23 protein-coding genes are annotated in these 23,556 nt (G+C 66.1%); 15 read left to right on the forward strand and 8 right to left on the reverse strand.

The window, feature by feature from the left end; genetic code table 11:
* Window positions 1–5 precede the first annotated feature (5 nt).
* From manD to ACFVWT_RS16820, 3 genes are all read left to right on the forward strand, one after another.
* Entirely contained in the window at window positions 6–1,235 is a 1,230-nt protein-coding gene (gene manD / locus ACFVWT_RS16810) for a D-mannonate dehydratase ManD (protein WP_209747638.1), read from the forward strand.
* Window positions 1,225–3,546 (forward strand): gluconokinase, GntK/IdnK-type, encoded by a 2,322-nt coding sequence (locus ACFVWT_RS16815; protein WP_390249774.1) that lies wholly within the window; start codon window positions 1,225–1,227, stop codon window positions 3,544–3,546. The genes manD and ACFVWT_RS16815 overlap by 11 nt, the downstream gene beginning before the upstream one ends.
* A gap of 82 nt (window positions 3,547–3,628) precedes the next feature.
* Complete coding sequence (locus tag ACFVWT_RS16820) at window positions 3,629–4,891, forward strand: FAD-dependent oxidoreductase (RefSeq protein ID WP_390249776.1); 1,263 nt, start codon at window positions 3,629–3,631, stop codon at window positions 4,889–4,891.
* Here ACFVWT_RS16820 and ACFVWT_RS16825 read toward each other — a convergent pair.
* From ACFVWT_RS16825 to acsA, 5 genes are read right to left on the reverse strand one after another with little or no spacing between them, the layout of a single operon-like run.
* Window positions 4,870–5,112 carry an acyl carrier protein gene (locus ACFVWT_RS16825; RefSeq protein WP_390249779.1) on the reverse strand — a complete coding sequence of 81 codons (243 nt, stop codon included), beginning with the start codon at window positions 5,110–5,112 and terminating at the stop codon, window positions 4,870–4,872. The two genes, ACFVWT_RS16820 and ACFVWT_RS16825, sit on opposite strands and share 22 nt — an antisense overlap.
* The gene (locus ACFVWT_RS16830; protein ID WP_390249781.1) at window positions 5,109–6,575 is read right to left on the reverse strand and encodes a 2-oxo acid dehydrogenase subunit E2; all 1,467 of its coding nucleotides are present in this window, start codon (window positions 6,573–6,575) and stop codon (window positions 5,109–5,111) included. Before ACFVWT_RS16830 ends, ACFVWT_RS16825 begins: the two co-directional genes overlap by 4 nt.
* The gene (locus tag ACFVWT_RS16835) at window positions 6,568–7,548 is read right to left on the reverse strand and encodes an alpha-ketoacid dehydrogenase subunit beta (RefSeq protein ID WP_390249783.1); all 981 of its coding nucleotides are present in this window, start codon (window positions 7,546–7,548) and stop codon (window positions 6,568–6,570) included. The genes ACFVWT_RS16830 and ACFVWT_RS16835 overlap by 8 nt, the downstream gene beginning before the upstream one ends.
* Entirely contained in the window at window positions 7,545–8,546 is a 1,002-nt protein-coding gene (pdhA, locus tag ACFVWT_RS16840) for a pyruvate dehydrogenase (acetyl-transferring) E1 component subunit alpha (protein WP_390249785.1), read from the reverse strand. The genes ACFVWT_RS16835 and pdhA overlap by 4 nt, the downstream gene beginning before the upstream one ends.
* Window positions 8,543–10,366: an acetate--CoA ligase gene (acsA, locus tag ACFVWT_RS16845; RefSeq protein WP_390249787.1), complete on the reverse strand. Its 1,824-nt coding sequence runs from the start codon at window positions 10,364–10,366 to the stop codon at window positions 8,543–8,545. Before acsA ends, pdhA begins: the two co-directional genes overlap by 4 nt.
* 149 nt (window positions 10,367–10,515) lie before the next feature.
* Between acsA and pyrE the strand changes: the two genes are divergently transcribed.
* The 4 genes from pyrE to ACFVWT_RS16865 all read left to right on the forward strand — a co-directional run bounded on the left by pyrE (window position 10,516) and on the right by ACFVWT_RS16865 (window position 13,855).
* On the forward strand, window positions 10,516–11,100 hold the full coding sequence (gene pyrE, locus ACFVWT_RS16850; RefSeq protein ID WP_390249789.1) for an orotate phosphoribosyltransferase: 585 nt from the start codon (window positions 10,516–10,518) through the stop codon (window positions 11,098–11,100).
* A gap of 122 nt (window positions 11,101–11,222) precedes the next feature.
* A complete protein-coding gene (locus tag ACFVWT_RS16855) occupies window positions 11,223–12,041 on the forward strand; it encodes a GAF and ANTAR domain-containing protein (RefSeq protein WP_390249791.1) in 819 nt (272 codons plus the stop codon).
* Between the two features lie 126 nt (window positions 12,042–12,167).
* Window positions 12,168–12,761 (forward strand): hypothetical protein, encoded by a 594-nt coding sequence (locus ACFVWT_RS16860; protein ID WP_390249793.1) that lies wholly within the window; start codon window positions 12,168–12,170, stop codon window positions 12,759–12,761.
* 50 nt (window positions 12,762–12,811) lie between these two features.
* Window positions 12,812–13,855, forward strand: a complete 1,044-nt coding sequence (locus tag ACFVWT_RS16865; RefSeq protein WP_390249795.1) for a thioesterase domain-containing protein — start codon at window positions 12,812–12,814, stop codon at window positions 13,853–13,855.
* Between the two features lie 9 nt (window positions 13,856–13,864).
* On the opposite strand, the gene ACFVWT_RS16870 is transcribed toward ACFVWT_RS16865, so the two are convergent.
* Window positions 13,865–14,695, reverse strand: a complete 831-nt coding sequence (locus tag ACFVWT_RS16870) for an HAD-IIA family hydrolase (RefSeq protein ID WP_209747618.1) — start codon at window positions 14,693–14,695, stop codon at window positions 13,865–13,867.
* A gap of 280 nt (window positions 14,696–14,975) precedes the next feature.
* Between ACFVWT_RS16870 and ACFVWT_RS16875 the strand changes: the two genes are divergently transcribed.
* The 4 genes from ACFVWT_RS16875 (at window position 14,976) to ACFVWT_RS16890 (ending at window position 18,318) form a co-directional block, all read left to right on the forward strand.
* Window positions 14,976–16,001: a hypothetical protein gene (locus ACFVWT_RS16875; RefSeq protein WP_390249797.1), complete on the forward strand. Its 1,026-nt coding sequence runs from the start codon at window positions 14,976–14,978 to the stop codon at window positions 15,999–16,001.
* A gap of 20 nt (window positions 16,002–16,021) precedes the next feature.
* Window positions 16,022–16,708, forward strand: a complete 687-nt coding sequence (locus tag ACFVWT_RS16880) for a TrmH family RNA methyltransferase (protein WP_390249799.1) — start codon at window positions 16,022–16,024, stop codon at window positions 16,706–16,708.
* Window positions 16,709–16,873: 165 nt separating this feature from the next.
* Window positions 16,874–17,893 carry a class II fructose-bisphosphate aldolase gene (gene fbaA, locus ACFVWT_RS16885; protein WP_028272257.1) on the forward strand — a complete coding sequence of 340 codons (1,020 nt, stop codon included), beginning with the start codon at window positions 16,874–16,876 and terminating at the stop codon, window positions 17,891–17,893.
* A 2-nt stretch (window positions 17,894–17,895) separates the two neighbouring features.
* A complete protein-coding gene (locus tag ACFVWT_RS16890) occupies window positions 17,896–18,318 on the forward strand; it encodes a DUF3151 domain-containing protein (RefSeq protein ID WP_390249801.1) in 423 nt (140 codons plus the stop codon).
* Window positions 18,319–18,386: 68 nt separating this feature from the next.
* On the opposite strand, the gene ACFVWT_RS16895 is transcribed toward ACFVWT_RS16890, so the two are convergent.
* Window positions 18,387–19,019 carry a uracil-DNA glycosylase gene (locus ACFVWT_RS16895; RefSeq protein ID WP_011690388.1) on the reverse strand — a complete coding sequence of 211 codons (633 nt, stop codon included), beginning with the start codon at window positions 19,017–19,019 and terminating at the stop codon, window positions 18,387–18,389.
* A gap of 390 nt (window positions 19,020–19,409) precedes the next feature.
* Here ACFVWT_RS16895 and ACFVWT_RS16900 point away from each other — a divergent pair, with 390 nt between their 5' ends.
* The gene (locus tag ACFVWT_RS16900) at window positions 19,410–20,699 is read left to right on the forward strand and encodes an adenylosuccinate synthase (RefSeq protein WP_390249803.1); all 1,290 of its coding nucleotides are present in this window, start codon (window positions 19,410–19,412) and stop codon (window positions 20,697–20,699) included.
* 79 nt (window positions 20,700–20,778) lie between these two features.
* Here ACFVWT_RS16900 and ACFVWT_RS16905 read toward each other — a convergent pair whose 3' ends face one another.
* Window positions 20,779–20,970, reverse strand: coding sequence for a hypothetical protein (locus ACFVWT_RS16905; protein WP_390249805.1), 192 nt, complete (start codon window positions 20,968–20,970; stop codon window positions 20,779–20,781).
* A gap of 254 nt (window positions 20,971–21,224) precedes the next feature.
* Here ACFVWT_RS16905 and ACFVWT_RS16910 point away from each other — a divergent pair, with 254 nt between their 5' ends.
* From ACFVWT_RS16910 to ACFVWT_RS16920, 3 genes are all read left to right on the forward strand, one after another.
* A complete protein-coding gene (locus ACFVWT_RS16910; protein WP_390249807.1) occupies window positions 21,225–21,686 on the forward strand; it encodes an Hpt domain-containing protein in 462 nt (153 codons plus the stop codon).
* Window positions 21,687–22,094: 408 nt separating this feature from the next.
* A complete protein-coding gene (locus ACFVWT_RS16915; RefSeq protein WP_390249837.1) occupies window positions 22,095–22,649 on the forward strand; it encodes an RNA polymerase sigma factor in 555 nt (184 codons plus the stop codon).
* The gene (locus tag ACFVWT_RS16920; RefSeq protein ID WP_390249809.1) at window positions 22,646–23,488 is read left to right on the forward strand and encodes a hypothetical protein; all 843 of its coding nucleotides are present in this window, start codon (window positions 22,646–22,648) and stop codon (window positions 23,486–23,488) included. Before ACFVWT_RS16915 ends, ACFVWT_RS16920 begins: the two co-directional genes overlap by 4 nt.
* Window positions 23,489–23,556: the final 68 nt, after the last annotated feature.

The following is a 23,556-nucleotide window of genomic DNA, read 5'->3' on the forward strand; positions in this document are numbered from 1 at the left end:
AGTTCATGAAGATCGTTGCAGCAGAAGTATTCGTCACCAGCCCGTCCCGCAACTTCGTGACCCTACGGATCACCACGGAGGACGGCGTGACCGGTATCGGTGATGCCACCCTCAACGGCCGCGAGCTCGCTGTGGCCGCTTACCTCAAGGAACACGTTGCGCAGCTGCTGATCGGCAAGGATCCGCACCGGATCGAGGACACCTGGCAGTTCCTGTACCGGTCCTCGTACTGGCGCCGCGGTCCGGTGACCATGGCAGCGATCGCCGCCGTGGACATGGCGCTCTGGGACATCAAGGGCAAGATGGCCGGCATGCCGGTCTACCAGCTCCTTGGCGGAGCGTCCCGCAACGGCCTGCGGGCGTACGGCCACGCCTCCGGTGCGGACATCCCCTCGCTGTTTGACTCCGTCCGCGAGCACCTGGAACTCGGCTACAAATCGGTCCGCATCCAGACCGCCGTTCCTGGCATCAAGGCCGTCTACGGTGTGGCCGCCCAGGCACAGGCCTCCGGTGAGCGCTACGACTACGAGCCCGCCGGCCGCGGCGCGTTTCCGGTGGAAGAGGACTGGGACACCCGGGCCTACCTGCGCCACCTGCCCACCGTGTTCGAAGCAGTCCGGAACGAGTTCGGCCCGGAACTGCCGCTGCTGCACGACGGCCACCACCGCATGACCCCGATCCAGGCCGCCAAACTGGGCAAGGCGCTGGAACCCTATGACTTGTTCTGGCTCGAGGACTGCACCCCGGCCGAGAACCAGGAAGCCCTGCGCCTGGTCCGCCAGCACACCACCACCCCGCTGGCGATCGGTGAAGTTTTCAACACCGTGTACGACTACCAGACCATCATCAAGGAACAGCTGATCGACTACGTCCGGGCCGCTTCCACCCACTTCGGCGGCATCTCCCCGCTGAAGAAGGTCATGGACTTCGCCGCCCAGTACCAGATCAAGTCCGGCTTCCACGGCCCCACCGATATCTCCCCGGTGGGCTTCGCTGCACAGCTGCACGTCGGCCTGGCCATCCACAACTACGGCATCCAGGAATACATGCAGCACTCGGACAAGACCAACGAGGTCTTCGAGCAGTCCATGACCTTCGTGGACGGCTACCTGCACCCGGGAGACAAGCCCGGCATCGGCGTCGAGTTCAACGAGGAAGCAGCGGCCGCGTTCCCGTACCAGCAGGCCTACCTGCCCTACAACCGCCTCGTCGACGGCACCGTCCATGACTGGTGAGGCACGGCTCGTGACAACACACGCCACCAAGCACCGCATCGTCGTGATGGGGGTTTCCGGCTGCGGCAAGACCACCATCGGCGACCTCGTGGCCCGCGAATTGGGCGTACCGTTCCTCGACGGCGATTCCCTCCACCCCGTGGAAAACGTGGCCAAGATGGCGGCCGGCACGCCCCTGACCGATGAGGACCGCTGGCCCTGGCTGGCCACCGTGGGCGCCGAGCTGGCCAACGCCGGCGACGGCGGACTGGTGCTCGCCTGCTCCGCCCTGCGGCGCAGCTACCGCGACGCCATCCGGGAACAGGCACCGGACACCGTGTTCCTGCACCTGCACGGCAGCAAAGAGGTGCTGCGGGCGCGGACTGAAGGGCGCACCGGCCACTTCATGCCGCCCGCCCTGCTTGATTCGCAGCTCGCAACCCTGGAGCCGCTCGACGCCGATGAAGCCGGCATCGTCGTGGACATCGCCGCCCCTGTCAGCCAGGTGGTGACCGAAGCGCTGGCGGGCATTGCCGCCGTCGTAACTCCCGCCGGGAGCACCGAAGGCGCCGCGGGCACCCCACCGCGTCCCGTCGAGGTCGACCTCCAGGCCGCGCCGTTCAACCTCGACGGCGACGCCGTTGCGTGGGTGGATTCCACGATCGCGGGAATGAGCCTCGAGGAAAAGATCGGGCAGCTGTTCATCAACCACAACAACGACTACTCCCCGGAGTACCTCGACGGCGTGCTTGAGAACTACCACGTAGGCGGCATGCGCTACCGGCCGGGCCCCTCGGCCGCGGTGCAGGAACACATCCGTTACGCGCAGTCCAAGACCCGGATTCCACTGCTGGTGGCCTCCAACCCGGAAATGGGGGGAGCCGGAAGCTGCGACGACGGAACGTTTGTGTCCACGCACCTGCAGGCCGGCTCGCATCCGGACAAGGCCATCGCGCGGCAGATGGGACAGGTGGCCGGCGTCGAAACCGCGGCGCTGGGCTGCAACTGGGCCTTCGCGCCGATCGTGGACATCCACTACAACTGGCGGAACACGGTCATCTCCACCCGGGCCTTCGGCAACACCCCGGAGATCGTGGTGGAGCGTGCCAAGGAGTACTTCGACGGCATCAGCGAGTCGCCCACCGTCTGTGCCATGAAGCACTTCCCGGGCGACGGCGTGGACGAACGCGACCAGCACGTGGTCACCTCCTACAACACCCTCGGTTACGAGGAGTGGAACCGGAGCTACGGGCACGTGTACCGGGAAATGATCGGCCACGGCGTGCAGTCCATCATGATCGGGCACATCGGGGCGCCGGAACTTTCCCGCCACTTCCGTCCGGGCCTGGCGGACAAGGACATCCGGCCGGCCACGCTGGCGCCCGAACTGCTCCAGGACCTGCTCCGCGGCGAACTTGGCTTCAACGGCCTGATCCTCACCGACGCTTCTCAGATGATCGGCCTGACCCAGGCCATGAGGCGCAAGGACCTGGTGCCAGCCACCATTGCCGCCGGCTGCGACATGTTCCTGTTCTTCCGCAATCCCGCGGAAGATTTCCACTACATGATGGACGGCTACAAATCCGGCGTCATCACGGAGCAGCGCCTGCACGACGCGCTGCGCCGGATCCTGGCCCTGAAAGCAAGCCTGGGCCTCCACCGGAAGGCACGCGACGAGCTGGTCCCGCCGGCGGAAGCACTCGGCGTGATCGGCAGCGACGCCCACCGGGCCATTGCGGCAGAGATCGCGGACAAGACCGTCACCCTCGTCAAGGACACCGCCCACAACCTGCCCATCACGCCGGAGACACACAAACGGATCCGCCTGTACGGCATCTCCGGCGGTGCGGACTTCACCCGCGCGGATCCGCTGGCCTACCTGGACACCGTCAAGGCGGAGCTGGAAAACGCCGGCTTCGAGGTGCACCTGTTCAAGACGGCGGACCAGCGCGAGGCGGCAGGGGAGACCGGGGTGAACTTCATGTCGGTCATCTCCGAGGAAGCCACCGGCGACTACGCGGACAAGTACGACGCCGCCTTCGTGTTCGCCAATGTGAAGGGCTTCGCCCAGGAGGCAGCGATCCGGATCAAGTGGTCCACCCCGATGGCCGCGGAGATCCCGTGGTATGTCACCGAGGTCCCCACCGTGTTCGTCTCGCTCAACCAGCCCAACCACCTGATTGACGTGCCGATGGTGAAGACCGCGATCCACGCCCACGCAGGAACCCGGGAAGCCATCCGGGCAACCATCCAAAAGATCATGGGCATGTCGGAATTCCAGGGAACGTTCAACGAGAACGTCTTCTGCGGTTCCTTCGACACCCGGCTCTGACCCTGCTCCGGCAGCAAGCAGAAAAGCCGCACGTGCAGCAATTGCCCGTGCGGCTTTTGTGCGTCCGGCGTAGCGTGGGTGCATGGAGCGAACGGGGTGTGTGGTTGTCGGGGGAGGCCCGGCGGGCATGATGCTGGGACTGTTGCTGGCCCGGGCGGGGGTGGACGTCACGGTCCTCGAAAAACACGGCGACTTCCTCCGGGATTTCCGCGGCGACACAGTGCACGCCTCCACCATCAGGCTGATCGACGAGCTCGGGCTGGGCGACGGATTCCGCAAGCTCCCGCAGAGCAAACTGAACAACGTCGCTTTCCCCATTCCCGGCGTCGGCCTGGTCACCCTCGGCGATTTCGCGTCCCTGACGCCTCCGTACGACTACATCGCCATGATGCCGCAATGGGATTTCCTGAACTTCCTGGCCACGGAGGCCGCACGCGAACCTACCTTCACGCTCCTGATGGAGCACGAAGCCACCTCGTTGATGTTCGACGGCGGGCGCGTCACCGGCGTGCGCTACCGGACGGGCCCGGGGAGGGAAGGTAAAAGTACTGAGGGGGCGCTGCACGCGGACCTCGTGGTGGCCACCGACGGACGCCATTCCGTGCTGCGCCGGGCCGCCGGCCTGCAGCCGAAGGACTATCCGGTTCCCTTCGACACCTGGTGGTTCAAGCTCCCGCGCCATGCTTCGGAGAAGGGCGCAGTGGCGGGCATCGTCCCGGCGTTCCGGGACCGCGAAGCCATGATCGCGCTGTTCCGCGACGACTACTACCAGATGGGGTACCTCGGCCCCAAAGGAGCGGACGCGCGGATACGCTCCGAGGGCGTTGAACGGTTCAGGGAACGCGTCGCCGCCCTGCGTCCGGACCTGGCGGACCGGGTGGACTCCATCCGTTCCCTCGATGACCTCCACTGGCTCGATGTGCGGCTGGACCGGTTGCGGCGCTGGTATGTGGACGGGATGCTGTGCATCGGAGACGCCGCCCATGCCATGTCCCCGGCAGGCGGGGTGGGCATCAACCTGGCCATCCAGGATGCCGTGGCGGCAGCGGCGCGGCTGGCCCCGGCCCTGCTCCGCGGACACGTGTCGACAAAGGACCTTGCCGCGGTGGAACGGCGGCGCCGGATGCCCACCGTTGTTGTCCAGACCGTGCAGCGTGTGATGCACCGGGCGGTGTTTGTGCCGCTGTTCGCCGGGAGGCGGCCGGGTGCTCCGCCGGTCCTGCTGTTCTTTGTCCGGCACGCCCCGGTGGTGCGGCGGCTTTTGCCGCGGCTCATCGCTTTCGGCCCCAGGCCGGAACACGCACCAGCGTTTGCCCGCCGCGCTCAGCCGCGGGCGGCGAGGTAATCGATCATGCCCTTGACGGTGGCCACGGCGGTGTAGTCGCGTTCCGGAATGTCCACACCGGTGGCCTCGTTGATGGTTTCGACAAGCCTGAGGAAATCCAGCGAATCGAGTTCGAGGTCCTGCCGCAGCCGGGAGTCTTCGTCGAGGCCGTCAAAGTCCACGTCCGGCGCGACCTGGCCGATTGCCGTGTGCACGGCCTGCCGTGCGTCCTGCTCGTTCATAGCTCCTCCGGTTTTTGCAGCAGTTCGTCGATGCGGGCCAGGAAGCGGCCGCCCCGGAGCCCGTCGCTGACCCGGTGGTCGGCGGACAGTGTGGCGGTGACGGCGGGCCGCACACCGAGCATGCCGTCGTGGGCCCAGGGTTGCTCCACCACCTTGCCCAGGCCCACCATGGCCACCTGCGGCGGATAGATGACGCCGTAGACGGCTTCCACGCCGAGGTCGCCCAAATTTGTGACCGTGAGGGTGGGATCGGCCATTTCCGCACGCTGCAGCCGCCCGGCACGCGCCCGGCTGACGAGGTCCCGCAATTGCTGCATCAGCACGTCCAGGGCCAGGGTGTCGGCGTCATGGATGGCAGGAGCCACCAAGCCTCCGTGACGCAGGGCCACCGCAACGCCCAGGTGCACGGAGCTGCTGGGCCGGAACGCTCCGTCAGTGAAGAAGCCGTTGACTTCCGGGACCTCACGGGCGGCAAGGGCCGTCGCCTTCAGCAGCAGGGCAGAGGGAACCAGTCGCGAGGCCACCGGCCGCTGTTCGTTGACCTGCTGCATCCACGCGATGGCGGCGCGCAGGTCCAGTGTGGTGCTGACATAGTAATGCGGGATGGACTTCTTGGACCGGCTCATGAGCGCGCCGATGGCCCGACGCAGGCTGGACAAGCGGTCGAGCGGTTCCGACGGCGGCGCCTCCTTCGGGGGCAGCGCCTCCACTCCGGGAACGGTGGCTTCTTCCGGCGGCGCCGGCCCTTCTGCCGGAACGGCCGCCGCGTGAGCGCTTACGGCACGCTGGATGTCAGCTTCGGTGACGGCGCCGTCGGGCCCCGTGCCGGGCACGGTGCCGATGGCAACGCCGAGCTGGTCCGCGAGCCTCCGGGCCCGCGGCGAGGACCGCACCCTGGTTCCGTGGGGCGCAGGCGCAGCGTGGACCGCCGCCGCCGGGACTGCCGGAGCTTCGGGGGCAGGAGCCGCCGGACCGGGCCGGGCCGCTGCGGCGCGTTCCACATCGGCGCGAGTGACGGCGCCGTGGCGGCCCGTGCCGCGGAGTCCTGCTGTATCCACCCCAAGCTGGTGCGCCAGGTGCCGTACCGGGGGCGGCACTTGCGCCGTGGCAGCGGCCCCGCCTGCCGGCTCGGCAGCAGGGGTCGCGACTGCCGCCTCTGCAATTCCTGGAGCCGGCTTCGCGTGTGGTCCCGGGGGCCGCCCTCCTGCCTGACCGGCGCCGTCGTCGGGAGTCTGGGTGATCCGGGCCAGCGGGGTGCCGATGGGAACAGTGGCGCCCACATCCACCAGCAGTTCGGCCACCACGCCCTCTTCGAAGGACTCCACGTCCATCACGGTCTTGTCTGTGTCCACAACGGCCACCACATCGCCGCGGTGCACGAAGTCGCCCGGCTTGATGAGCCACTCCACCATCTTGCCGTGTTCCATGTCCGCGCCAAGGGACGGCATCCTGAAATCACCCACGCGCCCCTACCGCCTCCCGGGCGGCCGCGACGATGCGTTCCGCCGTGGGCAGGGCCGCCAGTTCCAGGTGTTTGGCGTAGGGCAGCGGCACTTCGGCGCTGCAGACGCGGCCTACGGGTGCGTCCAGGTCGAAGAAGGCATTTTCGGTGATCCGTGCACTCAGTTCGGCGGAGATGCTGCCGCTCCGCCAGCCTTCGTCCACCACGACGGCGCGGTGGGTCTTGGCCACGCTCCCCAGGATGGCGGCGTCGTCGAGCGGGCGCAGTACACGCAAATCGAGCACCTCGGCGTCGATGCCTTCATCAGCCAGCCGGGCGGCGGCGTCGAGCACTGCCGGTAAGGTTCCGCCATAGGTAATGAGCGAAATGTCCTTGCCGGGCCGGCGGACGGCCGCTGTGCTGATGTCCACGGGGCCTGCGTCGTCGGCGAGTTCCCCGGCCACGTTGTACAGGGTTCCGTGCTCGAAGATCAGCACCGGGTCCGGGTCCTCCAACGCGGTCCACAGCATCCCGCGGGCGTCCTCAAGGGTGGCCGGGGTGAGGATGCGCAGGCCCGGGATGTGCGCCAACCACCCCTCCAGGCTGTGCGAGTGCTGGGCACCCAGCTGCCGACCCGCGCCGGTGGTCATCCGGATCACCAGCGGCACGTTGAACTGCCCGCCGGACATGTGCAGCAGGGTGGCGGCATTGTTCACCAGCTGGTCCAGTGCCAGCAGGCTGAAGTTCACGGTCATGATCTCAACAATGGGCCGCATCCCGCCGAGGGCGGCCCCGATGCCTGCGCCCACGAAGCCGGCTTCGGACAACGGAGTGTCCCGGATCCGTTCCGGACCAAACTCCTCGAACAGGCCAAGGCTGACGGCGAAGCACCCGCCGTAAGCGCCAACATCCTCACCCATGAGGAAAACCCGTTCGTCGCGCTGGATGGCGTCGCGGATGGCTGCCCGCATGGCCTCCCGGTAGGTGGTCTTCATTCCGGGCTCCGCTCGCTGTAGACGAACCGGGTCAGGTCTTCAAGCGGCTCCGGCGTGCCGGCCTCGGCGAATTCCACCGCGGCCTTCACTTCGTCCTCCACCTCCCGCTGGATGGATTTCCAGTCCTTTTCCGACAATTTCCCAGTCGTTTCCAGGGCCTTCCGCAGCGTGTCGATGGGATCGCGCTCCATCCAGCGGGAGACCTCTTTCTTGTCCCGGTACCGTTCCGGATCGAACATCGAATGGGCCCTGAAGCGGTAGGTCCGCAGCTCGAGGAAGTGCGGTCCGCCGCCGGCCCGGACGGCGTCCACGGCGCGCCGGGCGGCCTCTTCGACGGCGAGCACATCCATCCCGTCCGCGGACCACGAGGCGATCTCGTAGCCGGCGGCTTTGAGGGCAATATCGGTCTGTGATTCGGAGCGCGCCAAGGCGGTGCCCATGGCGTAGAGGTTGTTTTCGCAGCAGAACAGCACGGGCAGCTGCCAGAGTGCGGCGAGGTTCAGGCTCTCGTGGAATGCGCCCTCGGCCACGGCGCCTTCGCCGAAGAAGCAGACGGTCACCCGGGAGCGTCCGGACATTTTGTCGGCGAGCGCCAGGCCCACGGCCAGCGGCAGTCCGCCCGCCACGATCGCGTTGCCGCCGTAGAAGCGGGTGCCGGCGTCGAACAGGTGCATGGAGCCGCCGCGGCCGCGGCAGCACCCCTCCACATGACCGTACATTTCGGCCAGGATGGCTCCTGCGGGCACGCCGCGCAGCAACGCATGGCCGTGTTCCCGGTACGTTGCCACCACGGCATCGTCCGGAGCGAGGGTGCTCATCACACCTGCGGCCACCGCTTCCTCGCCGATGTAGACATGCAGGAATCCGCGGATCTTGGCGGCGCTGTAGAGCTCCACGCATTGCTCCTCCAGCCGCCGCACCCGCAGCATCTGATGGAGCAGGTGCCGGGCATGGTCGGAGTCCGCGTTGCCCATGCCGCGCGCTGATGTGCCCGTCATGCTGGCGCTCCCGGATAGCGGCCGGGAGGTGACTCGATGGTGGAGGTGTCGCCCTCGGGGAGGCCGAGTTCGCGGGCCTTCAGGAGCCGCCGGAGGATCTTTCCGCTCCGGGTCTTTGGGAGCGCTTCCGTGAAGTCCAGCAGCCGGGGAGCCACGGCCGGGCCCAGCCGTTTGCGGGCGAAGCCGATGATGTCCAGCTTGAGTGCCTCCGAGGGCTGCCACCCGGTGCGGAGCTCCACGAAGGCCTTGACCACTTCGCCGGCAACGGGATCCGGGACGCCGATCACGCCTGCCTCGGCCACTGCTTCGTGTTCCATCAGCGAGCTCTCCACCTCGAAAGGGCCGATCAGGTGGCCCGAGGACTTGATGACGTCGTCGCCCCGGCCGACGAACCAGAAGTACCCGTCGGCGTCCATCTTCGCGAGGTCCCCGGTGAGGTACCAGCCGCCGGCAAAGCATCGCCGGTACCGTTCGTCCTCGTGGAGGTAGCCGCGGAACATCGAAGGCCAGCCGGGACGGAGGGCCAGTTCGCCCACCCCCTCCGGTTCGGTCACGAGGACGGCTTCGCCGTTCCGGACCACCGCTTTGCCGTCCTGGTCCCGGGCAACGATCGCGGCTTCAACGCCGGGGAGCGGCCGGCCCATGGAGCCGGGCCGGATCTCCATGGCGGGATAGTTCGAAATCATGATGCCGCCGGTTTCGGTCTGCCACCAGTTATCGTGGACAGGCTGGCCGAAGGCTTCCTGGCCCCACACCACCACTTCGGGATTGAGCGGTTCCCCCACGCTGGCAACAAACCGGAGTGCGGACAGATCGTGCCCTGCCGCGTGCCCGGCACCGGCCTTCATCAGCATTCGCAGTGCGGTGGGGGCGGTGTACCAGACGGTGACGTGCTGCTCGGCGAGGATGCGGTACCACCGGTCCGCGTCCATCTCCTCTTCATCCACAATGGTGGTCACGCCGTGGGTCAGGGGAGCGATCACGCCGTAGGAGGTGCCGGTGACCCAGCCGGGATCGGCCGTGCACCAGTAGATGTCGTCCGGGTGCAGGTCCAGCGCAAAGAAGCCGGTGGCGTGGTGCGCCGTGACGGCGTCGTGAACGTGGATGGCTCCTTTGGGGGTGCCGGTGGTACCACTGGTGAAGTGCAGCAGGGCCATTTCTTCGGCGCGGGTCGGGACAGCGTCCAGTGGCTGGGCGTCCCGCATCAGTTCGGCCAGGTCCAGGGTTCCGGGGTCCGGCCGTCCCTCGGCATCGATCAGGAGTACGTGCTCCAGTTCCGGCAGTTGGTCGCGTATCTGCGCAACCTTCCGCCGGTACAGCGCCCGCGTGGTGACCAGTGCGCGGCCGGACCCCAAGTGAAGGCGCTGACGGACAGGCTCGGGGCCGAAGGCGGAAAACAGGGGGCAGAACACGCTGGCATTCTTGAGCGTTCCCAATACTGCGACATACAACTCCGGGCTGCGGCCCATGAGCGAAAACACCCGTTCCCCGCGGCCGATACCCAGCCCGTGCAGGACGCCGGCAAACCGTCCTGTCTGTTCCGCCAGCTCTGCGTAAGTCAAGGAACGGGCGCTGCCGTCGGCGCGGATGAAACGCAGGGCTTCATGGGTTGCCCGTTCGCCCGCTGCGTGGCGGTCCACCGCCTCGTACGCGATGTTGACGCCGCCGCCGGGAAGTCCGGCCAGCGCCTGCCGCTCCCGATCCCAGGAGAACCCGGCGCGGCTGGCATCGTAGTCCACCATATTCGGGCGGACGGCGAGGCCGCTGATGTCCTTGGGGATTGCGGGCCAGCGGGTCGAGGGAGCGGTTCCGGCCGTCATGCTTCCATCGGACTCCTCGCCGGGAAAGCTGCATAGAGTAGAAAGTCCTGTGGGCCCCCTCCGGGCACCCTGAGTCCCGTTCCGCGGCCCGTTCGCCGGCAATGCGGGCACGGGCCGTCACAAACGGCGGAGCCACTAAACTGGACCCCATGACTGCCTCCAGTGCCCCTGCAGCAGATGCTGCCGCCGCCCGTGCCCGCCTGCTCGAACTCATCAAGGAACTCGCCGTGGTCCGCGGCAAGGTGATCCTGTCCAGCGGAGCCGAGGCCGACTACTACATTGACCTCCGCCGCATCACGCTGCACCACGAGGCATCCAAGCTGGTAGGCCAGGTCATGCTCTCGCTGATCGACGACGCCGGCATCGACTTTGAATGCGCCGGCGGGCTCACCATGGGAGCCGACCCCGTGGGCACCGCCGTGATGCACGCCGCCGGGGACGCCGGCCGCACTGTCGACGCGTTCGTTGTCCGCAAGGCGCAGAAGTCCTACGGCATGGGCCGCCAAGTGGAAGGCCCCTCGGTGGAGGGGCGCAAGGTCCTGGTGCTTGAGGACACGTCCACCACGGGCGGTTCCGCGCTGACCGCCGTCGAGGGTGTCCGCAAGGCCGGCGGCAACGTGGTGGCTGTCGCCGTGATCGTGGATCGCGACACCGGCGCCAAGGAAAAGATCGAAGCCGAGACCGGTGTTCCCTACCTGTTCGCCTTCGGCAAGGATGAACTCGGCCTGAGCTAGGGGATGGCGGCAGCGTTTCGGCACGATTCAGCCGGAAGCTAACTCCACTTGGATGGCCGCAAGGGGCGACCCTACAATTTGTGTAGGCCAATTACAAGTCACGCACCTGGAGAGAACGCGCCATGCTCCCGTCCAACCCAGCACCCACCACTGTGGACCAAATCCAGAACCTCATCCTGGAGAGTGCCGATTTCGAGGACTTCCTCAACGAGCTGGCGCGCTTTTCCGCGCACCAGATGGCGGGCGACGGCGATGATGCACTTTGCGGCATCACCCTGCTCCGGGACCGCAAGGCTGCAACCATCGGCTGGAGCAGCGATTCGGCGCGCGAGGTGGACGAGATCCAGTACAGGCTCTCGCAGGGACCCTGCCTGACCGCAGCGCAGGAGGAACGCGAGGTCCACGTCCCGGATCTCTTCGAGGAGGACCGGTGGGGTCCCGACTACGCGAACGCCGTCGCCTCCCACGGGCTGCGCTCGGTGCTGTCGCTGCCCTTTACGCTGCAAGGGGATGCCAAGGCAGCCCTGAACCTCTACTCGGATGTTCCGCGGAAGTTTGACGAAAAGGCGGCGGCCCGCGCCCGGGAGTACACCCGGGAAATCTCGCAGGCCCTCCGCCTGGCCGTCAGGTTCTCGTTGCACACGGACAGTGCCACGAACCTCCGTGCCACGCTGGAATCACGGACCACCATCGATATCGCCATAGGCATCGTCATGGCGCAGAACCGCTGCAGCCAGGAGGCGGCGGTGCAAATCCTGACGGATGCGTCCAGCAACAGCAACGTCAAGCTGCGGGACATCGCCAAGTCGCTGGTGGATTCCGTCGGCGGAGCCGGCACGCGGACCCACTTCGAGGAGCCCGGCCAAGGCCAGGACCGCGGACAGGGCCGAAGCCAGGCCCGCAACCAGGACCGCCGCGAAGACCGAAGCCAGGCCGGGTAGCCGGCCGCACCACGGCTGCGAAGGCAGCGTCCCTGCCCTGAATTTCGGGCTTGTGGTGCCGCCCGGCGGAGGATACGCTGTCCAAGGTTGAGCCGTCGGCCATAGACACCCTTTTTTGGAGTACCTATGGACCGCAAACTTCATGCCCTCGTTAAACTGGACGTCGCCTCCGACGTTGTACGGATCGAAGTCCGGGGCAGCCTCAACCAGGAATCCCGACCCGCCCTGGTGCACGTTATCCGGCGTATCCGCCGGATGGGCATCACTGCCCACATCCGCGTGGATTTCTCGCAGGCGGCGTGTGTGGAATCACCCGCTTTGGTGGGGCTCCGCAACGACCTCAACTCGATCGACAGCGGCGCATCCGACGGCGACACCCCCACCGCTTCCGGCGTTTCTCTCGAGTTCATGCCGCGCCCGGACGCCCTGGTTCCTGATGCGGGACAGGGTATGAAAACCCTCGAAATCACCGGCGAATTCGCCGCTTCCATCGACCCTTCGGGGTACGGGCCGCTGACGCAATACTCCGACGATGAACTCCTGGCAGCCAGCGACTCGGTCTTCGGACTCCTGGACGATCCGGCCGCGATTGCCGGTACCGAGCTGCTGGCCCAGTACGACGCAATCGGGAGGGAAATTTCACGGCGGGAAAGTGCCGTGGCCGGCAGGAAGGACACAGCAGAGGCGCTGGTGGCCCGTCCGGCCGAGCCCGTGATCTAGCTGCTTCCGCGGGTTTCATATCCGGGTTCCGCTGTGGCTACGGTAGAGGTGTGCCACGTGCCCAGGAGCCATCACAGCCTGAGGGCGGCCCCGGATCAGCCGAGGGCCGCCTCCTCAAGCGTGCAGCCGAACTCAAGCGGTTTTCCCGGCGCAATTTCCTGATAGGAGCGGGTGCGGCGGCGCTGCTGGCCGCGGATATGTTCTTCACCCGGTACGTCCAGGCTGAACGCCGTACCAACAGAATCCTGACTGTGGGCGATGATTTCGCGGAAAGCTACTACCCGAATGCCAGCTGGATTCTGTTTCCCGGTTACAAAACCAGCTGGGAGGAGGCTCAGTGGATCCTCAACTCCCTGCGAGGGGCCCTTCGCCAGCGCGGCCAACTGGCCGCCGTCGGCTATTCCAACGAGGGGCTGGACATTGACCAGATCGTGATCGCGGTCATTGAACACGTGCGGGCCAAACAGTTGACCAGCCTGTACTTCTACGGCCACAGCTTCGGCGGCATGGTGGCCACCCAGGTGGCTGCCCGGCTGCGCGAACTGCACGGCGTGGAGGTTGAATTCATCCTGTTGGACTCCAGCCCTTACAGCAAGTTCGACGTCCTGGACCAGAGCTGGTTCGAAGGCGTGGTGGTGCTCTACGAGGGCGGCTTCCGGGTGCCCACCGTGCTGCGCGGAGGGTACGAACTTGGCGAACGCATCATGCACAAGGATGAACGGTCCTGGCGGCAGGTGCTGGACCAGAGCCTGGAGCAGTTATCGCCGATTGCCCCGTCCAGTGTGCTGATCCAGTCCGAATCCGCCTATATCTACCACTTTGACGCCACCCGGTTTGCCGGCATGCTGGGCGGCACCCGAATGGCCTTCATCGGCAATCCCCGCGACGGCACCGTGAACTACGAGACGGCACGCCAGTCGTGGGCGCAGACGTTTTCGGCCAACATGGTGTCCAACGACCGCCGTACTGACGACGCGCTGCCCGCGCATGCCAGCCCGCAGTGGAACCCGTTCGTCTACCGGCCGATCATCGAGGAGTTGCTGGACGAGATCTTCCCGCTGCCTTCCGGCGGCCCCAAAATGACCGTTTTCTGACCGTGCGGCCTAGATCTGGCTCTTAAGGTCTGCCACCGAGTTCAGGATCTGGTTGGGACGGAACGGGTAGGCGGCAATGTCGTCCTTGTGGGTGATCCCGCTGAGGACCAGCACCGTGTGCAGCCCGGCCTCCATGCCGGCAATGATGTCGGTATCCATCCGGTCCCCGATCATGGCGGTGGTTTCGGAGTGGGCATCGATCTGGTTCATGGCCGAACGGAACATCATCGGGTTCGGCTTGCCCACGATGTAGGGCTCACGGCCGGTGGCCTTGGTAATCAGCGCCGCGATGGCTCCCGTGGCGGGCATGGGGCCGTCCTTGGACGGGCCGGTGGCATCCGGGTTGGTGGCGATGAACCGGGCGCCTGCCAGGATCAGCCGGATGGCCATCGTGATGGCCTCGAAGGAGTAGGTGCGCGTTTCGCCGAGCACCACGAAGTCCGGGTTCTGGTCGGTGAGGATGAAGCCGGCCTCATGCAGCGCCGTCGTAAGTCCTGCTTCGCCGATGGTGTAGGCGCGGTTCCCGGATTCCGAGCCTCGCACCTGGTCCTTGAGGAACTGGGCAGTGGCCAGGGCCGACGTCCAGATGTTCTCCTCCGGGATCTCCAGGCCCGAGGAACGCAGGCGCGCGGCCAGGTCGCGGGGTGTGAAGATGGAGTTGTTGGTGAGCACCAGGAAGCGCTTGGAGGTGTCCACCCAGCGCTGGATCAGTTCCGCGGCTCCCGGGATCGGCTGGTTTTCGTGGACCAGGACCCCGTCCATGTCCGTCAGCCAGCACTCGATTTCCTGGCCGCTCCGGTAAACCGCTGCCGATGAACGTACTTCGTCTGACTCTGCCATGCTGATCCTCCAACGCTGATGTGCCGGTTCCGGCTCCCAGTCTGTCATTTTTCGGAGGATGGAACATCCGGGGGCTGAAGAATGACGGACGAGCCGCCGGCGTTCCGGGACGGTGCCCTTCCGTTAGGCTCGTAGCTGGCACCAGGTGCCAGCGGCCACGGATCGGGGGATATCCGCGGCGGTTTGCTGTGCCGGCATGCGCCGGCAGATCCCCGCCGCCGGATATCAGACGGCGTCCAGGGAACCCCGGGATGCCGGCAAGCACCTGAAAGGGCCCACTATGAGCAACAACTACAGTGCACCGCCGCCCCGAGACAACCGGTCCGGAGATACTGGCGGGTACCCGGAGGTACCCCTCCCGCCGCTGGGCCAGCAGGCTCCTCCTTACCCGCCGCAGCAGTTCCAGCCCTACGCGACGCAGCCTGACGCGACGCAGCCCCAGCGGAACAACAGGAACCTGATCATTGTGCTGGCCGCCGTTGCCGCCGCCGTGATCGTTGCGCTGGTCGCCGTTTTCGTCTGGGTCATTCCGGCGTTCAGCAAGCCGCAGGCGCAGGAGAATCCTGCGCCCGTGGCCACCTCCGCCGAATCCGCGTCCCCGGAAGCGGCAGAGGACAGCGCAGCCTCCGGGGAATCCCCGGCGCCGTCGGCTGATCCCGGCTCGGACGGCATTCCGGCCGGGGCCTTCCCCCTTCCGGCCGGGTGGGATGACCTGCAGGGGCCCGCCAACATTCCGGCCGACGACGATCCGCTATACAACCGGTTTGTCACCGGGGAATCCTCGTTCTCCTACCTGTCCGCCTGGAGCAGCGACGATACGTTCGGGATCACCAAGGACCCGTCCACCGGCGCCCCCATGCAGCAAGTCGCCAAGGGCACTGAAGAGCGCGATGGTGACGGCATCTCCACGGCCTTCTCGTTCTTCGCCGAAGCAGAGGAAGGCAAGTACGGCAAGGAGCCTGAAAAGGTCCAGGCAGCCATCAAGGAGGTCGAGGCAAAGCTCAAGGCCACCCCCTCCGCCGAACTGCCACAGCACCTGGTCGGCCACAAATGCGCCAGCAACTTTGAGGCGTCGACGCCGGAAATCCGGGAGTTCCGCCGCTCGGCCGCCGTCGTGGTCGGCTTCACCTGCACCAACGCCGGGGGAGACGCCATCCGGGCCGTCAACCTGTTCACCGTGACACCGTGGGGCACACCGCAGATGATGGGCGTCAGCGGGCACGAAAGCTACTGGACCGCCAACCCTGAGGCACTGGAGAAGATCGGCAACTCGTACCGGGCCAACCGCTGGAAGCTGGACGGCTAGGCCGCGGCTAAAGTTGAGGGGTGACTGACCACCCCCGGACCCCAGCCCTGCCAGTTCCCCCGCCCGCTTCCCCCTCCGGCGGGGAACCGGAGCCCAAGGCGGAGGTCGGCGTCGGGCCCTGGGAAGGGGAGTTTCCCGAGGGGGAGCACTGGGACCCGGACCTCCTGGCCGACGGGGACCGCCGGAACGTGGTGGACAAGTACCGCTACTGGAAGCACGAGGCGATCGTGGCGGACCTCGATTCCAAGCGCCACGACTTCCACATCGCCATCGAAAACTGGCAGCACGACCTCAACATCGGCACCGTGGTTCGCACTGCCAACGCCTTCCTCGCCAAGGAAGTGCACATCATCGGACGACGCCGGTGGAACCGCCGCGGAGCCATGGTGACCGACCGCTACCAGCACGTCCGCCACCACCCCACGGTGGAGGACTTCGTGGCATGGGCGCAGGAGGAGGGGCTGGCGATCATCGGCATCGACATCTTCCCTGATTCCGTGCCCCTGGAAACCTACGACCTCCCGAAAAACTGCGTCCTGGTGTTCGGCCAGGAAGGCCCGGGCCTGACCCCCGAGGTCCACGAGGCCGCGCTGGACACCCTGTCGATTGAACAGTTCGGCTCCACACGGTCCATCAACGCGGCGTCCGCGGCAGCCATCGCAATGCACGCCTGGATCCGCCGCCACGTGTTCAGCCAGCACGTCTAGCTCCCGCCGCGACCTGCCACCCCGGACGGGTGCAGCGCAAAGTGTTACCCGGCCAGTGACCCGAAACACTGCCCCCGCGCAGAAATGGCTAGGATGGGTGCTAGCCGACGAGGTTCACTCCAGGGTCAACACAACCCGTAGACGAAATTCACTTTAGGAGTCAGCATGCCCATTGCAACCCCAGAGATCTACTCCGAGATGATCGACCGCGCAAAGGCGGGCGGCTTCGCTTTCCCGGCAGTCAACGTCACGTCCTCGCAGACGCTGAACGCGGCCCTGCGCGGCTTCGCCGAGGCAGAGTCCGACGGCATCGTCCAGGTTTCCACCGGCGGTGCAGCGTACTGGTCCGGTGCCTCCACCAAGGACATGGTTGCCGGCTCCCTGGGCTTCGCCGCATTCGCCCGCGAAGTAGCCAAGAACTACGGCGTCAACATCGCGCTGCACACCGACCACTGCCCCAAGGACAAGCTGGACGGCTTTGTCCTGCCGCTGCTGGCCGCATCCGAGGCCGAGGTCAAGGCCGGACGCAACCCGATCTTCAACTCGCACATGTGGGACGGCTCCGCCGAGACCCTGCAGGAAAACCTGCGCATCGCCCGTGAACTGCTGGAGCGCACCGCCGCTGCCAAGATGATCCTCGAGGTCGAGATCGGCACGGTCGGCGGCGAGGAAGACGGCGTCGAAAACGAGATCAACGAGAAGCTCTACACCACGGTGGAAGACGCCCTGGCCACCATCGAAGCCCTCGGCGCCGGCGAGAACGGCCGCTACATCACCGCCCTCACCTTCGGCAACGTGCACGGCGTGTACAAGCCCGGCGGCGTGAAGCTGCGCCCGGAGATCCTCAAGGACATCCAGGCCCAGGTCGGCGCGAAGATCGGCAAGGACAGCCCGTTCGACCTCGTCTTCCACGGCGGCTCCGGCTCCTCGGACCAGGAAATCGCGGACGCCGTTTCCTACGGAACCATCAAGATGAACATCGACACCGACACCCAGTACGCCTACACGCGTCCGGTGGCGGACCACATGTTCAAGAACTACGACGGCGTGCTGAAGGTTGACGGCGAGGTCGGCAACAAGAAGACCTACGACCCGCGCGTCTGGGGTGCCTCCGCTGAAGCCGGGCTGGCCGCCCGCGTGGTTGAAGCGACCAAGCAGCTCGGCTCGGCCGGAAAGACGTTCTAATCATGTCCGACGAGTTCCGCAGGAACCTGATGGGCCCGGAGCCCACGCTCCTGCCCGCGGAGTCCGAGATCTACCAGCACCTGGCCCTCGGCCAGGAGGCACTGGATCTTGTGGCGAAGCACCCCACGTCCTCGCTCCTTTGGGCCATCCTGGCCGAGGAAGCCTGGAATGAGGGCCGGGTTGTCGATTCCTACGCCTACGCCCGCGTTGGCTACCACCGGGGCCTGGACTCGCTGCGGCGCAACGGCTGGCGCGGCGTGGGACCCATCCCGTGGGAACACGAGCCCAACCGCGGCTTCCTGCGCGCCCTGTACGCGCTGGGCCGTGCCTCGTCGGCCATCGGTGAGGCAGAGGAACCGGAGCGCATTGAGAAGTTCCTCAATGACTCCGATCCCACCGCCAAGGCGGCCATCGAAGGCAAGTAACTGAATTAAACGACGGCGGCTCCCCACCTTTCCAGGTGGGGAGCCGCCGTCGTATGTGCTTCAGGCTGTTAATTGGCCTTTGTGAGGCCGGTGCGGGCCATGGCGTCAGCGTACACAACGTGCATTTCGTCGAGGTACTGCTGCTGGCGGGCCTCGGTTCCGGCGAAGGCGCGGCCGCTGAGCGAGCGGACCTTGTAGGTCTTCAGGCCGCGGCGCCACAGCAGCGGCACTTCGGTTTTCAGGAGCAGCTGGGCCAGGCGGTTGGCCTCGGTGCCGTGGGCCACGATCACGGAGGCACGGGGAACCAGCGCAAGGAACTTCAGCAGCGGCTTGAGGCCTGCGGAAATCTGGTCCGGCGTGAACTTCCCGTTCGGCTCGCCGGGGATGTGCCAGGGATGAACGTTCCAGGGCATAACGAACTCGGGGCGGAGGCCCAGCTTCCACTGCACGCCGAGCATGCGGGTGGCAGCTTCGCTGTCGCCTGCGGTGATGAAACCGGATTCATCGGCGGTGCCGATGTTGGAGTACAGGCTGATGATGCGGCACTCGTCGACGTCGTGCATCGGGTCCACGTAGGGGACCACGGTGTCAGGCTTGAGGCTCTGGAAGGTGTCGCACAGCTCATTGACAACTGCGACGTTGGGTTCGTAACGGCGGCTCAGAAGCTGCTCGCGGAAAGATTCAGTAGCCAGGGCTGTCATGTATTGCTGTGTCTCCTGCGGGATCGGTGACGCTGCCACACCGGATGCGGGCATGCCAATTACCGGCACGCCAGATACGGTGTGGTGTGAAAATGTGGTGAGTGGACCGATTCCTGATCGATCCTTATCAGTCTATCAAGCCCAGCGAAATGAAACGCCGGGCTGAGCCGATGATCACCGGCCCGCTGAGGGGTGAAAGCGGTGCTTGCCACTCATATCGGCTAAACTTGGGTGGTAAGAGCCCCGGAACTCTTGCGTTGTGCGTGGCGGCCAGTTGGCCGGACAGGTACGGCAGTGGAATTCGGGGCATTCTCATGAACGGCGCTGTCCCTGGCTGGTCACTTCGGTGAACCGGCTGCGGTCCGGCCCGAACGAATGGGGGAGGATCCCATGCCAGCAATCGTGATCGTCGGAGCCCAGTGGGGCGACGAAGGCAAAGGTAAAGCCACTGACCTGCTTGGTGGCCGCGTCGACTACGTGGTCAAGCCGAACGGCGGCAACAACGCCGGGCACACCGTCGTCGTGGGCGGTGAGAAGTATGAGCTCAAGCTCCTTCCCGCCGGCATCCTGAGCCCGAACGCTGTCCCGATCATCGGAAACGGCTGTGTGGTGAACCTCGAAGCCCTGTTCCAGGAAATTGACGGACTGGAGGCCCGCGGCGCAGACACGTCCAAGCTCCGTGTTTCCGCCAACGCCCACCTTGTGGCGCCCTACCACCAGGTGCTGGACAAGGTCACCGAGCGGTTCCTGGGCAGCCGGGCCATCGGCACCACCGGCCGCGGCATCGGTCCGGCGTACATGGACAAGGTGGCCCGTCTCGGCATCCGCGTCCAGGACGTCTTTGACGAGTCCATCCTCCGCCAGAAGGTGGAAGGCTCGCTGCGCCAGAAGAACGAACTCCTGGTCAAGGTGTACAACCGCCGTGACATCGAGGTGGAGGAGATCGTCAGCTACTTCCTCTCCTTCGCCGAACGCCTGCGCCCGCTGGTCATCGACAGCACGTATGTCCTGAACACGGCACTGGACGAGGGCAAGGTGGTCCTCATGGAGGGCGGCCAGGCCACCTTCCTGGACGTGGACCACGGCACCTACCCGTTCGTGACCTCCTCCAACCCGACCGCCGGCGGCGCTTCGGTGGGTTCCGGCATCGGCCCCACCCGGATCTCGCGCTCCATCGGCATCATCAAGGCCTACACCACGCGTGTGGGTGCCGGACCGTTCCCCACGGAACTGTTTGACGAGATGGGCATGTACCTGCAGAAGACCGGCGGCGAGTTCGGCGTCAACACCGGCCGGCCACGCCGCTGCGGCTGGTACGACGCCGTCCTGGCCCGCCACGCTTCACGCGTCAACGGCTTCACGGACTACTTCGTCACCAAGCTGGACGTACTGACGGGCATCGAGCAGATCCCGGTCTGCGTGGCCTACGACGTTGACGGTGTCCGGCACGATGAAATGCCGATGACGCAGACCGAGTTCCACCACGCGAAACCGATCTTCGAGTACTTCGAAGGCTGGACCGAGGACATCACCGGTGCGCGCACCCTGGAGGACCTCCCGGAGAACGCCAGGAACTACGTACTGGCCCTCGAGAAGCTCTCCGGCACGCGTTTCTCGGCGATCGGAGTCGGTCCGGACCGGGACCAGACCATCGTGGTCAACGACCTCATTCTGGACTGACACTTACTGACGTTCGACGGCGGCGGGTCACCTGGCAAGGTGGCCCGCCGCCGTCGTGATTAATCTGGATGGATACCGCCTAGGCGGGGGACTGCCTGCTGCGGGTCTGCAGCAGGTGCTGCTGCAGTTTCGCTTCGGCATCGCGGCGGCGGCGTGCCTGTTCGCGCATGGCCCGCGTTGCGGCGGAGCCTTGGGAATTGGTCAGTCCGGTCACATGTTTGGGGGTCGCTGCCGGACCGGCGGCAGGGACGGCCATCACTTCCTCACTCATGCCCGTATCCTGACATTCCCGCCTGCCCCGCGTAAGCCCTGGCGCCGGAGCGTTACAGGATCGGGACCTGCGTGGCGACCACGCGCCGGATACGTAGCGATGCTCCTGATGCAGGTGATACCGGGTGTGATTCGGGTACCGGACACTCGTGACCGGCCGGTTCCGCTGTCCCTATCGTGGGTTCACCGGCACTGCGCTGGAGTGGGGTTCCCACAGGCAAGTCGTCGGACCGCTAACGGGAGGGGATGGACGTCATGGGTCTCAGCTTGAAGTCAGTTAAGAACAAGACCGGTGCGGAGCCAGGGCTGCCGGAGCGCTCCGCTGTCCTGGAACATGGACCGCGTCGGTACCGTGCCCGCATTAATCGGGCGCCGGTCCTCGACCCCTTGCGCGTGCAGGAGCTCGCCGGGAACATTCACTCCCAAAGCAGGCTCCTTGAATTCCTGAACCTTTTCCTGGTGCTGCTCCCTTCCAGGGTTAACAACGTTGTGGGAGCCCTTGACTGCGGCGACCTTGAGGCGGCGAGCGCGGCAGCCCAAAGCCTTGCCTCATCTGCCGCCATGGCCGGAGCCTCGCGCCTTGAGCTCGTTGCGTTGCTCGTGGATACCGACCTCCGTACCGGCCGCATGGACCGGGCGCGCGAGACGGGGCGACGATTGGGGCCGGACGCCGCCGAACTGGCCTCAGCCCTTTCCCGTCTGCTGACGGGCCGCTGAGAGCTGTCTGCCCAGTGGCGGGATCGTCGCCGTGGCGGGATCGTCACCGTGGCGGGCGGAGACGGGCCGCGAAAAAATTTTTTATTTCTTTTTGATTCCGCGTAACCCTGGGCGCCGCCGTGACGATTACCACTATGAAAGCGCCGGGTTCGAAGTTGTCCCCCATCAGGTTCGTACCCGGCGCTTGACTGCAAAAAGAGAGCCGGGCTGGAACTGTCCCCCATCATGTTCCAGCCCGGCCCTTTTTGTCCGAGGCAGGTTCAGCAGGAAGCCGGCCGCGGAGTGCGCGATCTCCGACGGCTCTCCCTGGTTACCCGGGGTAAAGTTGCGGAGCGGGTAACAGCCCGGCCGCCACATTATGGCCATACAATGATGTAGCCATCTCCCTTGAACGAAAGCCATCCGTCCGTGACCGAAGCACTGACCGACGCCTCATTGCAGGCCCTCAAGGGTCGCGATGGCGAGTTGTTCAACCTGGTCTATCGGAGCTATGCGTCGCAGGTGCTGGGATACCTGACAGCCCGTGGCGTCGAGGATCCGGAGGCAACCATGCAGGATGTCTTCCTGGCGGTCCTGCCCCGGCTAGAAACCATCAGCGGCGGTGCCAGCGGGCTTCGGACATTCCTGTTCTCCGTGGCCCATGCGCGAATGGTTGACGATCACCGAAGGCAAAGCCGGACGCCCGCGAAGCAACCGTTCGAACCTGAGCTTGACCGGCGGGAAACCGCCTCGGCTGAGGCCGCGGCCATGCTGCTGGTGGCACCGGGGGAAGTGCTGGAACTGCTTGACGTGCTGGGGGAGGACCAGAAAGAGGTCCTGACCCTGCGGATCATCGCAGATCTCACGGTGGAGCAAGTGGCCGAAATTATGGGGAAAAGTGCCGGAGCGGTCAAACAGCTTCAGCGACGTGCTTTGGACAGACTCCGTGAACATTCGGCCGTAAAGGACTACGTAGCACCATGACAACCAGGCATGATGTTTCTGGTGGGACCGTTGACCGGCTTCTGCTCGATGCCGGCCACACGGACGTGCCCGAGTTGAGGGCCGCTCTTCTGTCCATAGCTTCGCTGGGGCAGATGCAGGTTCCCGCCCCGGGCCCCGAACTTGCGGCCATGCTGGCAGGACCTCGGGACGAACTGACGAAGAAACGCTGGCTGCGCCGGCACCGCCCTACGGTGGTGGGCCTTTCAGTCCTGGCCGGCATGGGCCTCGGGGTCAGCGGGGTAGCTGCCACCGGCCAGGTATCGGCAACCGGTTCCGGGCTCTGGTCCATCCAGGAACTCACGACGGACTGGACGCCGGACTGGAGGCTTCCCCTCGAGCCGGCCGTGACTGGCCGGGGCGGCCCCGCAGCGTGGGCTTCGCCGCTGTTCCTGCAGCTTGACCAGGTGGACCCGGCAGGCGCAGGCCAGCCTGCAGAACCGGAAAAGCACACTGCCGTTGCGGGCCACGCCACCGATCAGGCGCCGGAAACAGTGCCGGGATCGCGTGCGCACACGGCCGCCAACGCGCCCGACATGGCGCCCGGGGCGGCCTCCGACAACAGCCACGCAGGGAAGCCGGGCATGGAGGACTCCGGCGGAAGCGACGCGGATGCCGCCGGGGAGGAACGGTCCACGCAGGGCTCCCCGGAAAACGTCGGAGTGCCCTCCGAAGGGCCCAAGCCGGCGCCGGAAGCAAACAGCTCGGAGCCCCGCGGCAATAACCCGAAGAAGGACAAATCCGGTACGGGCCTGCTCGGCTCCGCCGTCGAGTCCGCCGTTGATCCCGTGAGCAGCTGGCTAAAGAAGTTCCGGCAGTAGCGCCGGCCGCCCCCAATGCGCGAACGGACACTTGAGGCCCCGCCGTGCGGGGCCTCAAGTGTCCGTTC

This window comes from Arthrobacter sp. NPDC058288 (genome assembly GCF_042880995.1).
GTDB lineage: Bacteria > Actinomycetota > Actinomycetes > Actinomycetales > Micrococcaceae > Arthrobacter.